This is a genomic window from Candidatus Nanohalobium constans (genome assembly GCF_009617975.1).
GTDB lineage: Archaea > Nanohalarchaeota > Nanosalinia > Nanosalinales > Nanosalinaceae > Nanohalobium > Nanohalobium constans.
Genome location: NZ_CP040089.1, coordinates 743166 through 758051, shown reverse-complemented (window position 1 = coordinate 758051; position 14886 = coordinate 743166). Strand labels below are relative to the sequence as shown.

General features: G+C 43.3%; 11 protein-coding genes. 4 read left to right on the top strand and 7 right to left on the bottom strand.

Going from position 1 to position 14886, the window contains the following annotated elements; translation table 11 throughout:
* The first annotated feature begins 116 nt into the window (after nucleotides 1-116).
* The 3 genes from LC1Nh_RS04655 to LC1Nh_RS04645 all read left to right on the top strand — a co-directional run bounded on the left by LC1Nh_RS04655 (nucleotide 117) and on the right by LC1Nh_RS04645 (nucleotide 6690).
* The gene (locus LC1Nh_RS04655; protein WP_153550544.1) at nucleotides 117-1394 is read left to right on the top strand and encodes a hypothetical protein; all 1278 of its coding nucleotides are present in this window, start codon (nucleotides 117-119) and stop codon (nucleotides 1392-1394) included.
* Nucleotides 1391-4837 carry a PKD domain-containing protein gene (locus LC1Nh_RS04650; RefSeq protein ID WP_153550543.1) on the top strand — a complete coding sequence of 1149 codons (3447 nt, stop codon included), beginning with the start codon at nucleotides 1391-1393 and terminating at the stop codon, nucleotides 4835-4837. The genes LC1Nh_RS04655 and LC1Nh_RS04650 overlap by 4 nt, the downstream gene beginning before the upstream one ends.
* Before the next feature lie 104 nt (nucleotides 4838-4941).
* A complete protein-coding gene (locus LC1Nh_RS04645; protein WP_153550542.1) occupies nucleotides 4942-6690 on the top strand; it encodes a COG1470 family protein in 1749 nt (582 codons plus the stop codon).
* A gap of 38 nt (nucleotides 6691-6728) precedes the next feature.
* Here the strand turns inward: LC1Nh_RS04645 and LC1Nh_RS04640 are convergent, their stop codons facing one another.
* The 5 genes from LC1Nh_RS04640 to LC1Nh_RS04620 are packed head-to-tail and all read right to left on the bottom strand — an operon-like array spanning nucleotide 6729 to nucleotide 11182.
* A complete protein-coding gene (locus LC1Nh_RS04640) occupies nucleotides 6729-8030 on the bottom strand; it encodes a hypothetical protein (protein WP_153550541.1) in 1302 nt (433 codons plus the stop codon).
* Nucleotides 8030-9178, bottom strand: a complete 1149-nt coding sequence (locus tag LC1Nh_RS04635; protein WP_153550540.1) for a hypothetical protein — start codon at nucleotides 9176-9178, stop codon at nucleotides 8030-8032. Before LC1Nh_RS04635 ends, LC1Nh_RS04640 begins: the two co-directional genes overlap by 1 nt.
* Nucleotides 9178-9972, bottom strand: coding sequence for a hypothetical protein (locus LC1Nh_RS04630; RefSeq protein WP_153550539.1), 795 nt, complete (start codon nucleotides 9970-9972; stop codon nucleotides 9178-9180). Before LC1Nh_RS04630 ends, LC1Nh_RS04635 begins: the two co-directional genes overlap by 1 nt.
* Nucleotides 9965-10828 carry a hypothetical protein gene (locus LC1Nh_RS04625; RefSeq protein ID WP_153550538.1) on the bottom strand — a complete coding sequence of 288 codons (864 nt, stop codon included), beginning with the start codon at nucleotides 10826-10828 and terminating at the stop codon, nucleotides 9965-9967. Before LC1Nh_RS04625 ends, LC1Nh_RS04630 begins: the two co-directional genes overlap by 8 nt.
* Nucleotides 10829-10870: 42 nt before the next feature.
* The gene (locus LC1Nh_RS04620; RefSeq protein ID WP_153550537.1) at nucleotides 10871-11182 is read right to left on the bottom strand and encodes a hypothetical protein; all 312 of its coding nucleotides are present in this window, start codon (nucleotides 11180-11182) and stop codon (nucleotides 10871-10873) included.
* Here LC1Nh_RS04620 and LC1Nh_RS04615 point away from each other — a divergent pair.
* Nucleotides 11181-11423 carry a hypothetical protein gene (locus tag LC1Nh_RS04615; protein WP_153550536.1) on the top strand — a complete coding sequence of 81 codons (243 nt, stop codon included), beginning with the start codon at nucleotides 11181-11183 and terminating at the stop codon, nucleotides 11421-11423. The two genes, LC1Nh_RS04620 and LC1Nh_RS04615, sit on opposite strands and share 2 nt — an antisense overlap.
* Nucleotides 11424-11430: 7 nt before the next feature.
* On the opposite strand, the gene LC1Nh_RS04610 is transcribed toward LC1Nh_RS04615, so the two are convergent.
* Nucleotides 11431-13383 carry a hypothetical protein gene (locus tag LC1Nh_RS04610; protein ID WP_153550535.1) on the bottom strand — a complete coding sequence of 651 codons (1953 nt, stop codon included), beginning with the start codon at nucleotides 13381-13383 and terminating at the stop codon, nucleotides 11431-11433.
* A 334-nt stretch (nucleotides 13384-13717) separates the two neighbouring features.
* Complete coding sequence (locus LC1Nh_RS04605) at nucleotides 13718-14857, bottom strand: hypothetical protein (RefSeq protein ID WP_153550534.1); 1140 nt, start codon at nucleotides 14855-14857, stop codon at nucleotides 13718-13720.
* Between the last annotated feature and the right edge of the window lie 29 nt (nucleotides 14858-14886).

The following is a 14886-nucleotide window of genomic DNA, read 5'->3' as shown; positions in this document are numbered from 1 at the left end:
CACCACAAATGTATATATGATGTGTAGCTTTTTATTGATGTGGTTTTAGTGACAACATTCTAAAGCAAAAGATATTTAATACTTTTACCTATAAGTAACAACAGGTGGACTTGAAAATGCCAAATGATAACGATGATGTCAATAATATAATCGGTGAGAAAGCTGTCATTGAGGCTTTTGATACGAACCGGTGGACGGTGGAGATAACGGAGAATCTCTTTGACCTGTTTGAGGACAGCCGTTTCATTGATGATGAGACGAGAGAAAGAGTAAAGACATTACATGAACAGAAGGAAAATGCTAAAGAAGAACTCTGGGATGAAGAAGACAGATCTTATAGGGTTGAACATATCCTAAATATGGACGAAGACAAGCAAGAAGATTACGCAAGAGCATTACAGTCTAACACTCAAGAAGCTGTCAGATACGCAGCTGATTTCTTTGATTCTGTTGGCATGTATCAAAATGTAGTAGCAGATATCGGGGATGTAGTTTCAAATGAGGTCGCTGCTGCATTCGAGAATTATGAGGGTGGACCTGTAAATATTGATCCTGACTACAGTACTTTTGCCCGGCATCTTGAGCAAAACATAGATTATGATAGATTAGATGCTGATATTGATACGAATGAGCTTGCTGCGCTGGTTGCTGCTGAGTTGGGTGTTCCAGGGGTAGATGAGTCCAGGATTGCGGCAGAAATGGATGTAGATGAAGAAATAGTTGCGAGCTACCTAGATGAAGAAGAAATTGCAGAGCATATAACGGTGGACACAAGGTTCAATGGCACAGTAAATGTTGGTCAAAATACATTGGAGGCAGCAATTGAAGGAGCCGATATAGACTTTGGAAGTGATGTGGAGTACGATAGAATACAGAGAATGCTTGACGAAAGTCTGGAGGTAGAAGTAGTTGATGTAGACAATACTGACTACGATAGGATAGAAAACATTGTAGCTGAGCATGTTGGAGATAGAGAGGATACCTACGGGAAAGGATTTGCCAATATTCTTGATGGAGAAAAAACTAGAAGAGGGTATCTCAGAGATGGCGCTAAAATAGGTGTGTTTGGGCTTTCAGGGCTAGCTGCATTATTCTCTGGATTAGACTATATGAATAGTGACACAGATGATAGAGATAATGGTGGTAGTGGGACAGGTACTCAGCCAGACTTCGTTTATGGTGAAACATATGAGGGACAGGATTTTGTAGATAGTTGTCTTTCAGATAGTCAGGCTGGCAGAATAGAAGAAACTTTAGGTGATCCTGAAAACTTCAATTATGAAATTGTACAGAGCAGTGAAAGTGAATCTGGTGAAGTCATCAACATTTATGATGGTGGGACAAAAGAAGGTCAGCTTTACGATGAAGGAGTTAGATGTGAGGTGGGACAATGAACCATTGCAAGTTACTGATGGTTTCAGTATTTATGGTTGTTGCTGTAGGATCAGTTTCAGCTGATCTGGCTGCAGTATCTGAGGTATATTTTGAGAACAGTGACAGCATACCTGATTCCATAGGATTGGATGAGGGAGTTACACTTGAAGGTGCTGCAGAAGGCAGCAGCCTCACATACATTGAAATAGCTGTTAGAGACGGTCCAACAGGAATATGGGAGCCTATAGAATCAGAAAGTTGTGACAACTCTAATACCTGTAATGTCGGAGTAGATGACTACAGTCCGGACCATTCGGGAAGTAAGCAACTCCACGTTTATGCAGAAGCAGAAGGAGTAGACACACTAACTGATGTATCAAGTATGAAAGAGGTTGAATTCACAAAAGCAAGTCCTAAAGTTGATATTGATTTGAAAAGTCCTGAAGGCAGTATCGATGATGAGTCTCCGGAGTACAGTTGGGAGGTTGAGTATGAGAGACCGAATGTGGACAAGGTTACATTGGCTGTAGATGATGATAGTTCTCCCTTTGATGGTTCCTTACATAAGGAGACTTTTCAGGACTATAATTCTGAGGCTGATGTGAATAGAGTGATTGAGTATCAACCTTCGAACGATTGGAATCTTGAAGATAGGGGTGATTATACATGGGGCATCAAAGTGGAGGAAGATGGAGAAACCTATGAGGAAAAAATGTCATTCAATGTCAATCTAGATAGTAACGATGATGATTCTGATTCTGGTGACGGCGATAATGGAGACAATGACGATGATGATTCCGATAGCAGCGATGATGAGAATGATGTTCCGAATGTTGATCTTCGTAGTCCCGATGGTGATATCAGTGATCGGTCTCCGCGGTATAAGTGGATTGTTTATGATGACGATGATCATGATATGGAGGATGTTAGGCTTGTTGTGGATGATGATGGTTATCCGTTCAGTAATCCTATTCACAGCAGGAGTTTTGATGAGTATGACAGTGAGGGCGATGCGAATGAGTTTATCCGTTTCCAGCCTCCAAGCAGTTGGGATCTTGAGAGAGGTGAGGACTACACCTGGGGTGTTGAGGTTGATGATGGTGAAGACACTGATTCTGAGACGGAGTCATTTTACGTAGAGTCCAGAGATGACTATGACAGTGATCCTGATGCGGATTTCACGTACAGTCCTTCAAGTCCTGAGGTCGATGAGGAAGTAAGTTTTGATGCTGGTAGAAGCAGTGATGATGAGGGGATTGTTGATTATGATTGGGAGTTTGGGGATGGTTCCTCCAACTCCGGTAGAGAAGTAACACATAGTTTCGACAGCAGAGGAAGTTATCCTGTGACTTTGACTGTTGAGGATGACTCAGGTCAGACCGACTCCAGAACCAGGTATGTGGATGTTGATAGACCTGAAAGAGTGTGCGGTGTAAGTGAAAGAGATATCTCGCTTTCACTGGAGGACTACACTATAACGGAAGGAGAATCGACTGACGCTGAGGTCCGTGTATTCAACTCGGCAGATCAGCCACAGGATATTGAGGTCAGGTTCAAGGTTGACAACAATGTAGTAGATGAGCGAACTGTCACGGTATCATCCCATGATTCCCGGACTGTCACTGAAAGAGTTAGCCCGGATAAGGACTCGTTCATCCGTGCTCAGGTCTCCACTGAGGGAGATCCTTGTGGCAGCCTATCCTTCCCACAGCTTAACAAGCAACTGGTAGTGCTTCAAGACACTGAAGAGGACGCAAACCTTGACGTAGAAGTCGAAGACGAATACGGAGACGCAATCAGAGGAGCTGAGATCAGAGTATCAGGTCCGGAAGACAGAACCAGGTACACTGACAGAGGAGGGAACGCAGGATTCGGTCTTGAACCAGGAGACTATGAGGTAACTGTCTCGCACAGCGACTACAGAACAGAATCTGAAGACATAAGGCTTTACGAAGACGACCAGGAACAACTTGAATTCACACTCGAGAAGAGAAGATCCAGAGATACCGGAACGTTAGAAGTAACAGTGCTTGACGAGGATGGGGACTGGGTTAAATCCCGTGTCGAAGTTGACGGACCTGAAGACCAGACCAGGCTCACTGACTCACGTGGATTCACACGATTCAGGCTTGAAGAAGGAAGCTATGACATCCAGGTAGAAGAACTTGGAGGTAGATCAAGAAGCAGAACAGGAACCGTCTACATAGATGAAGACGAAGTAGAGAGAAGAACATTCAGACTAACCGACAGGGAAGATGGACTGGAAATCACATCAGTCGACTACCCGGACTCAGTCTGCAGAGGCGACACGCTTTCAGTAGACTACACAGTAAGAAACAACGAGGACTACGATGAATCTGCACAGACAACAGCCTCAGGATTCGACTCAAACATAATCACAAATACGTATGTAGTCGAGGAAGGAGACACTGTTTCAGGAACCCTCAGATTCACAAACGTCCAAGGATCAGGAACAGAGAGATTCGACATAAGAGTTCAGAACGGCACCACAGATAGAGCATCAAGAACTGTCACAGTAGAAGACTGTGCTCCGACAGAGCCACCGAGAACCGATCCAACCTCCCTATCAATGAAGCTATCCTACCCATTAGATCCGAACAAGGCTTCAGTAGGGGACACCGTCAAGGTATCAGGTTTCGTCGACGGAGTAACCAGCAGAAGCCAGGTAACCATCGATGTAAACGGTGACAGAAAGGCTAAAGTAAGCACACAGCCAGACGGATACTACCAGACGTTCATCAGGATGGACTCTATAGGCATGAAGACAGTGACAGCTACCTCAGGAGACGCATCATCCTCCCGAGAAATAGAAGTATTGCCTACAGCCAACGTAGGCTATGTAGATGCACCTCGCAAGGTATTCGAAGGTGAAAGCTACGAAATATGCTCGGAAGTAAACTCCCAGATCAAAGCCAAGGTAATACTTGTCAGAGATGGCGAAGTAGTTCAATCAACCAACGACAAAGGCAAAGTATGCTTCGATATCCAAGCCTCCGACCCAGGAACACACACATACGAGGTAACAGCCATAACTCGAGGAGAATCAAGCACATCAAAGACAACAGTCAACGTCTTGGAGACAGATGTAGAGGTATCCTCGTTCCCAAGCCAGGTAGCATCAGTAGAATCAGGGGACGGAATGGTAAAAGCAGAGCTTTACAACACTCAGAAAGAACAGACACGCTACAACCTTGAGCTACAGGACATTCCAAGTACTTGGCTAAGCCAGAGCAACCAACAAGTAGTCCTGGACTCGGGTGAGAGAAAGACAGTCTACTTCTACCTCACCCCAAGAGAGGAAGGAACTTACACGCCAGAACTAGTAGTTGACGCAGATAACCAGGATGTCTACAGAAAAGAAATAACCCTGGAAATCGGCGGACAGAACCAGCCTAGGTCAAGTTCGTTCGTTGAGAAAGTTACAGGTTTCCTAGGCTTTTGATTAAACGCCTCAAACCCTTTTTCTCCATTTATTTTTGTTACTTCTTACTCACCTTTGTCTGTAACTATCGACGAATATAAAAAAGTTGTTTCGAGTGTTATTGTATGGTGACAATTCCACAAATGAATTTCCAAAAATTAACAATACTTGCAACCTTGATACTTGCAACGACGACACTAGCAGCCGCCTCACAGGCAGAAATCACAGTTTTCCCTTCTGAGTCAAGCACGAGAATTGACTCATTCACATCTTACGAAGCCACAATTGAAAACGTAGGTCCTGTAGAAGACACATATACGTTCACAAGTTCTAACAACGAAGAAATAGACATCGCACCTCAGAGAGTAACACTTGGAGCAGGACAGGAAGAAACAGTCAATGTATGGTACAACCCTTCACAAGACCGTGAAGAAGGAACATATAGTTTCTCTGTAACTGCTGAAAGCCGAGCAACAGGCAGCACATACAACGGAGAAATTGTAGCAACAGTAATCAGAGAACACGACGTAGAAATGGAAGTAGACAGAAACAGTCAAACAGTCTGTAGAGGACAAACAGCAACCTACGACGTAGAAGTAACCAACAACGGAATCCAACAAGAAGAATTCCAGTTAAGCACAGACCAAGGAACACTATCACAAAACACAGTAACTCTGGAAGACGGAGAAACCAAACAAGTAACACTAACAACAAAATCAGACACAGAAACCAATCAAAACTTCAACCTAAGAGCAACAAGCACAACAAGCTACGCACAAGACATAGAAAACATGCAATTCAACGTAGAAACCTGCTACTCATCAGAAACATCGGTAACGCCGACAGAGCAGGAGACAGCAGGAGGCACAACAGCAGAATTCGATGTAACAATCAGAAACACAGGAACACAGGAAGATGAATTCACACTATCAGCAAACACAGGAGAATTCACAGAAAACCCTGTAGAAGTAGACGGAGAAACAACAGAAACAGTTCAACTAGAAGTAACACCTGAAGAACTAGGCAAAAACAAGATCAACATCGAAGCAAAAGGAAGAAGCAGCACGTCAACAACAGCAACACTCAAAGCATACAACGGCAACGACATGGAAATCACATATCCAACACAGTCCGTCAATGTATGTGAGAACGAAAGAGCAGAAGTACAGACAAACATAGAAAACACAGGAGAAACAACAGAAACATTCAACCTCGAGACCAACAGAGGAACACTACAGACACAGGAAGCAGAAATCCAACCAGGAGAAACCGCAGAAATAACCACGCTAGTCGACGCAACAACACTAGAAACAGGAAACTACAAAGTAAAGACAACAGCAACAGCATCAACATACGAAGAACCAGTCAAGACAGGGACAACCACAGTAAATGTAGAAAACTGCTGGGATGTATCAATGAACGTCGTACCTGAAGTAGCAAGCGCAGGAGAAAACCGTTCAGTAGTCTACGAAGTCCAACTAGAAAACACAGGAACACAGGAAAACACCTACGAACTAGCCTACGAAGGACCAGAATGGGTCAACATCAAACCAAGCAACCTGACAGTTGGCGCAGGACAGACAAGCACTGCCTACATGTACGCAGGAATCCCATTCAAGAAAGAAGGAAACGTCCAAATCACAGCAACAGCAACAGGAACCAACACCACAACAAGTCAGACAGTAGAACTAGTCATAGGCAAAGAAATAGAAGAAGCAATCCAAGACAACTCCAACCAACTAAGTAACGGAATCACAGGACAATTCAGCCAAGCACTAGGAAACCTACAAACATCAGGCAACCTAGTCAAACTAACAGCAGCTATCCTACTAGCACTAGTAATCACAGCAGCCATCCTAGTAAGAGAATGGTAAAAAGAGAGGAGAACAAATTTTTCTCCTCAATTTTTTATTTAGCTGTATCTTTCGCATTGTTGTCTGTTTCTGCTTCCCTCTTCGTATATTGTGCAGTCGTTTGATGATGAGCTGTCCTCACCACTTTTGAAGTTGCCTGGGACATCGACTGCCACATGGGTTCTTGACTGATAACTGTTACATCCGAGAGGAGGTCTCTCATCGTACGACTTATCTCCATATCCGTTGATCCCTACTCTTACCAGGTCTCCATCCTCAAGTTCAACATTGAACGAATTTGAGCCTCCGCCGCCAATATTTGCAGATTTTACCTCGTCTTTGTTAACCTCTATAATAAATTCCTGCGGGTCATGGTTACCTCCCATTTCAACCATTTCGGCATCAAAGGTGTATTCTCCTTCCCCGCCGTCAAAGTTGTTTTCAAAGTAAATTCTGCCGCAGAAGCCCGAGTCCCCGGTGTTAATTTCAAGTGTTCTGTCTTCATCACCATCTGAACTACTGACAGATGAAATAGTATGGATCACACTCTGCTCTGCTTCCAAACTCCATCCTGTCTCATCATGAATATCCTCAACTGAATCAGATAAACCTTCGTTAACTTCAATACAATCATCAAACCCTGTAATACCATACTTATCATGGAAACTGCTGTAAACATGATCGGAGCCACAACGACTGATATCTACTGTACCTATATCATTGATTATCTGCCTCTTCCAATGGGCATCTCCACTCTCGCTTCCCTCCATCTCTAAATCAAAATTCACATCATCTTCCCTTTCTCCATTCCATATATCACTCCAAGGAAACTCAACCGTTCCTTCATCCCACTTCACAGAAATCGAAGAAACCTCCTCACCATCTCTCATAAGATTGAAAGTCGGTCTCGAACCATAATCCCTAACCTCATCACCTATACTAACATCCAACTCAACAACCAGGTCGCTGCCATCCCCAACCTCAGAAGACTCTATCCGGGTACCACCCTCATCCAACTGAAGGTAATCATCAACCTCAGCGTCCCCTGGATCAGAAGAATCTTCCTCATCATTATCAATATCCAAAACCTCTTCCACGCCCACTGGCATGTCTTCCTCGTAACTATCTATGCAATCTCCCAATGTTTCAATATCATTCAGAAGGTAGCAGCTTGATAGTGTCTTCAATGTCTGAAGTTCGTTATCCGTCGTTCCAGGTATTGTTTCGGTTGAATATGTTTGAATAAGTTCTAAACCACTTTCACCGCCATCTAACGGAGTATTATATGAGAAGCCTGCAGCCAAGGCAATAGAAGTAAGTAAGATAAAAAATAAGCCTAGTGATTTTTTTCTACTTTCCATCATTCTTCACTACAAAGTTCTTCAAATTTGTCTTCAGCCGCCTCGGTGTCAGTATCTCTGAGCGCAGGACAGGTTTCAGACGGATCGCTTCCATCTTCTATATCCTCCCAACTTGTTTCAAGTGCTTCATAATCATTACTATCTAAATCAGCACTGTCTTTGTACTTCCATGTATCCCCATCTTCTCCGTCTGAGTTGGATGAGTCGCCTCTTCTTCCTTCTACTGTGGCGGATGTGCTGGTTTCTTCTTTGTAGTTGTATTCTGCTGTTATGAGGGTGTTTACGTCTGTTTCTGAGTTTTGTAGGCTTTCTTCTGGGCGGAGTGTGAAGCATTGCCATCCTTCGGTACCTTCTATCAGGTTGACGTCTACTCTTGCTTCTTCTCCGTTTCTTGCGTTGTTTTCTACGTCTGTGTTTTCTTCTGGTTCCATTTCCATGCCGGCTATTTCGTCTATTACTAGTTCAACTGTGTCTTTTTCTGCGTCGTTGAGGTTGTATTCTCGGCTTTCTGCGTTGTCTCCGTCTGTGAATGCTTGTCCGCTTCCTGTGTTTTCGACTGTTATGCAGACTTGTTCGCTTGGGTTTCCTTCGTTGCTGTCGAAGGTTATTGGTGTTGTTCCTCTTATTCCTATTTCTATTGGTGCTTCTGAGTTTTCTATTGTTGCTTCTCCGCGACTGTAGTCTTGTTCTCTGAATCTTTCTCGTGATACGAACTTGAATTCTGTGTCTGCGCGTGTTTCGTATCCGTAGAATATGTTGGCGTTTATGTCGTAGTTTACTTCACGGTTGGAGCTTAGCTGATTTGTGTTTATGCTCCAGCTTGTGCGTCCTGGGAATGAGGTATCTGATGAAGATCTCAGGTTGCCAAGTGATTTTGTTCTTTCTCCGGCGCTTTTCTGGTTGATTACAGATGGTCCGAATATTCGTGCGGCTACGTCTTCTGCTTCTGCGTCTCCCGTGTTTTCAAGTTCCATGTCTAGAGTGATTTGTTCTCCGGATGGAACGGGGTTAGGTATTGCTTCAAAAGTATTAACGTCGATGAATGTCGTGGTTGACTGGGAGTCTGTGTTGCTTGGCGTTGTGTTTGCGCATCCTGATGCTGCTACTGCTATCGTGAAAAGGATTATTAATTGTTTTGTGTTGTTCATCAGTTGTTTACGACCTCTATGTCAAGGTTTGGATTCTTCTCGTATTTATAATGTGTGGAGATAAAGATGTTCTGGGTGCCTGTTAGCTCTGTTTCTGCGTTTAAATTGAATCTTGTTTGGTCTTGTATCGGGGTTTTTTCTTGTGGGCATTCTGAGAACAGTTTTTCTGGGCTGCATTTGATTTTTATTTTGCCCTTTATGCTGCCTACTCCGGTGTTTGCTGTTTTGACTGTCAGGGTTTCTGGAGTTGTTACTGGTGAGGGTGTCTGTGTTTCTATGCTCATTTTTAGGTCGTTGTTGCTTGCTGTGGTTTTTATTGGGCTGCTTTCCTTGATTTCTGACATATTTTGGAAGTTTATTTTCAGAGGTTGGTTGTTTTCGACTGTGGAGCTGTATCTTATCTGAAGTTTGACTGAAAGAGGTTTTGAGTCGAAGCCTTCTATGAAGGATTTTCCAGGTGCTTCTACATTCCAGGTGCATCTGATGACAGGGTTTATGTCTTGGTCGGAGTTGCTGATTTTCTTGGGGTTGCAGTTTTTGCTGTCTTCCTGTACCTTTAGTTGTCCGGTGTTGAATAGGGTTATGTTCTCGGAGTTCAGGGTTGTTGGGGCTTTGTTGTAGTTGCGTATTTTTGCTTCTATTACTGTTTTCTGATTTGGATTTAGTGTGTCATCTGTTATGGAGAATTTTTCTACCTGTATTCCGTTTCCGCTTCCTCCACCAGGGTTTGTGCTGTCCATGCATCCTGATGCAGCTAGGGCTAGAATGGCTGTAAGGATTATTTTGTTATCCATTGTATTTCACCTGGATTGATTTTGAGCCTAGGTCTTTCACAAAAGTGTAGTTGATCTCTGCTTCGACTTCTCCTCTAATGCTTGGTGTATCGAATTCATCATGTTTTATCTGGCATCTGTATATTTTCTCTTTTCCTGATGCTAGGTCTACGCTTCCTTTTTCACCGCAGTCCTTGTTTACCTGGATTTTGCCGCTGGAGCTTATACTGATGTTCTGTATCTTGATTAGTCCTCTGAAGCTGCTGTCTTCGTCGTCAGTGTTGTGTGCGGTAAGGTAGATTGAGGCATTGTCCCGCTTCAGTACTGTGTCTCTCTGGTTTGACGTGCTTCCAATGACTTCCATGTCTATGCTTAGAGGACCTTCTGAAATATCGCTTCCTAGGTTAGGGCTGCCATCTGCTTCTCTGTCCTGCTTGACCTGTATCTGTTTGTATGCCTTTACTGAGTAGTTGAACGGTAACTGGAACTTGAGGTCGCATGGATAGCCCTGTAAAGGTATTTCTCCAGGTTTGTTTTGGTCTAGCATCCAGGTTAGTCTAAGCCTGTCACCTGTCTCTAACTTGTACTGGTTTTCGTTACTGCTTGGTTTTGTTGCGGAGGATCTGAAATCTTCTATTTTGAATATGTCAGAACAGTAGTTTGTCATTATTTCCGTGCCGTTGGAACCGGTATTGACTTCTCCAGCCAGGTTTCCGTTGTTCACTGCTTCGAAGTTGACTACTGCGGTGGAGTCAGCGCTGATTTGACTTGGCTCCACGTTAAGCTCTTTGATTGAAATACCTGTTCCGCCTCCTGTGTCAGCACATCCGCTTGCTATGCTGGCTAACGCAATCAATATTATTACTTTGCTATCCATACCTAAGGTTATGGAGGCTTGGATTAAAAGATTTCTGAGAAATCAGACTCTTCTACGGCTATTCCTGTATTCTGGATTGGCTGCCGCAGTCTCCCTCCAGCTCGGTTTTCTACACTCGGTAATCCAGTTTGGTTTAACAGGTCTTCTCTTATCGGCTGTTGCAGCAGCTATCCACAGTTTAAACCAAAATTTTGGTCTGGATGAAACATTTTTACTGGCAATATGTTTGTTTGTTGCTTCCTCAGGTTTTGTCCCTGAGTTCCTTGCATCTGTTTTCGTTTTTGCCTTTCTGTTCGTCCCAATCAATTTTTTTGAGAGAAAACTTTTTGCTGCCGCGCTTTTTTCACACGTCATGGATATTGTCTCTACTTTTTCACACGGTTCTCTACGTGAAGCCAATCCGTTCGTAGCCTATTTGATGAGCCAGTTTGGAATGGTTCCTGGTTTGATTATTCCTAAGGCTTTGCTGGTTTTCTTGCCGTTGATATGGGCTGATAAAAACTTTGGCAGGGTTGAGGCAGACATACTATTCAAACTGGTTTTTGTCCTAGGTGGTTCTATGGCATTAAGAAACTTCACTCTCCTGCTGCTCTAAAAGTTTGTTATTTGCAGGTTATGCCAGGTTTCTCTAAATCAACCATATCCCAGTCTCCTCTGCTGTAGTTCAAAGCTTTGTTCCCTACTTCATCAATAGCATCTATTAGTTCATCTGGTTCAAACTGCACCACAGAGTTATTGAAGCTCTTCTGTTTGGCGTCGCAGGTAAATGCCTTTGAATCATCGATTGCGGATGTCTTAACCGCAATATTTCCTTCTTCAACCACTAAGTCTGCACCATTTTCTCTACTTTCTTCCTCTCTATTTTCTTCTACCAAGCTGCTTCTATCTTTGAACCCGTTTTTTAGCACGGAACATCCGTCTTCATCATCTTGAGGTCTCCCGCAGATAGCATACTGTTTGTCTCTGTAATCTTCGCTGCTACGGTTGATGTCTTGGTCATCTAAGTCTGTCTGCACTATAGTATCCAGGTTCTCGCTGACAGGTTTGAGCATTGGACAGTTCTCTGTAGTACATCTAGTGTTTCTAACTTTGAAACTGGTTCTGTGCTCTGAAAGCTTCAATTGGTAGTCTGCTTCAGCTGTAAATGTCAAGGTCTCGCCGGTGGCGCTTATTTCCTCAGGGTCATTAAATTCGAAGTTGCAAAACGCTTTTACGGCGCTACTCCTCTTATCGAACCAACTGTCTTCCTGCCTGTCACCGATATCTTCTTTCACTGATTTATTAAGCTCAAACATGTTCTCACCGCCCTCATCAGCCTTAACAAGTCCTGAACACTCTGATTCCACGTGGTCGGTCAGGGATGAGTCTTTGAACTCAAAGCTTTCAGCATCTACCTTGTACGATACATCATTTTCGTCAGTGCTGATTCCTACTTCAAACTGTTGAGGTCTATCAATCCTATCGCCGTTTACTTCGCTAAATGTCATAGGGTTCCGAGTAGCAATATATGACTGGACAGGAGTATCCACTGCATCAGAGTTCTTCCTATCCCTCTCTATGTTCTCCTCATTCCTGTGCCTGTTGCTCATAGCATCAATCTGAAGGATCGAATGAGAACTGTAATTGTACTTTACCTGCAGCAAAGCATCAAAACTGTTACTTGGACCAGGCTGAAGCAGACCACAGTCCGCCAGACTCATGTCCTCCTCCTGCCAGTTCAATGGCTCAGCACTCTCACCAGGCAAAAGCAAGTTGTTAGCGTTACCTTCTCCAAGACCATCCACATCCTGACCGTATTTCTGCAGAGAAATCCACCCACTACTACACTGATCATCACTTCCACTGGCAAACTTGGTCTCAGTAATACGCAAACGGTAAGAAACATTCCTAGCATCAATACCCTTCAACTGATGCCTAGTATTCTTCAACAAGAAAGAAATCGGTATCCCTGTCCCGGGAGCCTGGTAAGCAACATCAAAACTTTGATCAGCACCGAAAACATTGAAACCATCAACCCTCAACTCATACGTCTCACCTACATCATTAGACCCAGGCTCCTGAGTATTATTCAACTCCCACTCCTTGATACAACCCGCATCACCAAAACAACTCAACGTCTTACCAAACTTACCTGCCTGAAAACCAATAACCTCACCAAAATCAGAAAAAGCATTGCCCGCCTGACTAGTCTCACTACCAAACATATCACCAAGAAGACCCATATAACCGCCTCCACCACTAAACATCAAGATTCCTCCACCAATCAAACCTAGGATCAATACAGGGATAATAGCTTTCGATGCTAACCTATAACCTGTAGAAAAAATGGATCTCAACCATTCAACACTGTGACGCTCATCATCATACCTTAACTCATTTCTCCTTCTAACATTACTTTCCGGGTATTGTTCTCCACCGTCTGGCACAACTGTTTGTCCGTTATGCTGGAATTTATTCTGTGCTTCCTCTTTTGCTTGTTCCTTTGCTTTTTCTTTGATTACATCCGGTAGCATTGAGTCCAGTTTTCCGGCTTTATTCACTATTGATTTTGGCAAGTATTTCTTTGCCAGTTTTAGAACTTCTTTATCTATGCTTGGGATAAATAAACCTGCGCCGCCAGTTCCAAAAATGGCTATAATGTCGTCTATAAACCACGTTAGATTTATTATAAAGTTTTTTACGTTATTAAGCCGGTTTGGACCTAGGAAAATTCTCTTGAAATATATGAGAGCGTCTCCTACTTCTATATTGAGGGGGGTAAAAGAAATAAATATTAGAAATAGTGTGTTTTCAGTAAGCCGTTGATATAGGCTTTCTTTGTTTTCGCTGTTAGGTGGTCGTTGTCTTCTGTTTCTCATTTGAAGTCATCAGCAGGCATGATTGAGTGGTTTATTCTTCTTTTTCTGAGATTATTTGCATATCATCTACTGTGAATGTCTGGTTGCTGTTTAGTGTTAAAGTGTTTTCTCTTTGTAGTGCGTCGCTGTTTATTTCTACTGTATTAAATCCGTTTTCTGGTTTTATTTGTTGGTATTGGTTGTTTATTTGGAGTTGTATTGGTTCTGCGGTTGTTGTTTTTTGGTATTGGAATCTAAGCTCTTCTTTGGTGTTGTCTCTTTGTGCGTAGTTTAGTGTTTCTTCGTCTAGGTTGAATTCGAAGTTTGTCTGTGCTGGTTTTACGTTTACTGAGTATCGTGTCTGGAGTTCTGCGTTTTGGATTCTGTAGTATGATTCTCCGTCTGTGGAGAATTTTATGGTGTTGTATCCTGTTGAGAGGTCGGCGTTTTGTGGTGTGACTGTGACTTGTTGTGTTGATCTTCCTAGCTTCTGATTGAATATTTCTTGGTTGTTGATCTGTATTTCGAGTGGTTTTTGCGGTACTGATTGGTCTAGTGGTACTTGGAATGTGAGGTTGCTGGGTCTGAAACTGTCTAGTTCGTGTTGGTACATTTGGAAGTATCCTGTGTAGTCATGGAATTTTCTGTCCTCTACTGTGACTTCGATATCTTCGATGCTGTAAACTGCTTTCTTCAGTGGGTTTGGTTGGGTGGTTCCGATCACGACCTTGTTCTCCCCGTTTTTGAAGTGTCTTTTTGATATATTGATTTCCGGTGTTGCTCCTGAAACTGTTGCGGCGCTGAAAACCTGGTTGCCGTTTACTTTTACGAATATCTCTCCTTTGGCTTCTCTTCCGAGTACTTCGAAGCTTACCTGTCCTTGACCGGGCTGTGTTGCATCGTAGTTGACGGTGATTTTGTCTCCGCTGAATAAGCCGTTTGAAAGCCTGAAATCTTCTGCGGTGTATGCCTGGACATTTCCTCGTGCCTCTCCTACCGTGAAGCTTCCGAACTTGGTGGTTCTGAAGTCCTCATTAGACTGGCCTATTGTGCCCGGGTTTTCGGACAGTAGTATCATGCTTTCGGCGTCGCTTCCGCCTAGGTTAAATCCGTCTCCTGCCTCTGTGCCAACCCATATCATTCCGAAAACTGCCAGTCCTAGAACCACTACAATCGGAAAACCGTCGTCCATAACCGGTTTTTCCCGTCCATGTTTTTATT

Excerpts from the sequence above, each read along its gene's own strand:
- LC1Nh_RS04630 (WP_153550539.1), bottom strand. The coding sequence starts at position 9,972 with ATGGATAACAAAATAATCCTTACAGCCATTCTAGCCCTAGCTGCATCA.
- LC1Nh_RS04650 (WP_153550543.1), top strand. The coding sequence starts at position 1,391 with ATGAACCATTGCAAGTTACTGATGGTTTCAGTATTTATGGTTGTTGCT.
- LC1Nh_RS04615 (WP_153550536.1), top strand. The coding sequence starts at position 11,181 with ATGGATATTGTCTCTACTTTTTCACACGGTTCTCTACGTGAAGCCAAT.
- LC1Nh_RS04655 (WP_153550544.1), top strand. The coding sequence starts at position 117 with ATGCCAAATGATAACGATGATGTCAATAATATAATCGGTGAGAAAGCT.
- LC1Nh_RS04640 (WP_153550541.1), bottom strand. The coding sequence starts at position 8,030 with ATGGAAAGTAGAAAAAAATCACTAGGCTTATTTTTTATCTTACTTACT.
- LC1Nh_RS04635 (WP_153550540.1), bottom strand. The coding sequence starts at position 9,178 with ATGAACAACACAAAACAATTAATAATCCTTTTCACGATAGCAGTAGCA.
- LC1Nh_RS04605 (WP_153550534.1), bottom strand. The coding sequence starts at position 14,857 with ATGGACGACGGTTTTCCGATTGTAGTGGTTCTAGGACTGGCAGTTTTC.
- LC1Nh_RS04625 (WP_153550538.1), bottom strand. The coding sequence starts at position 10,828 with ATGGATAGCAAAGTAATAATATTGATTGCGTTAGCCAGCATAGCAAGC.
- LC1Nh_RS04620 (WP_153550537.1), bottom strand. The coding sequence starts at position 11,182 with ATGACGTGTGAAAAAAGCGCGGCAGCAAAAAGTTTTCTCTCAAAAAAA.
- LC1Nh_RS04645 (WP_153550542.1), top strand. The coding sequence starts at position 4,942 with ATGGTGACAATTCCACAAATGAATTTCCAAAAATTAACAATACTTGCA.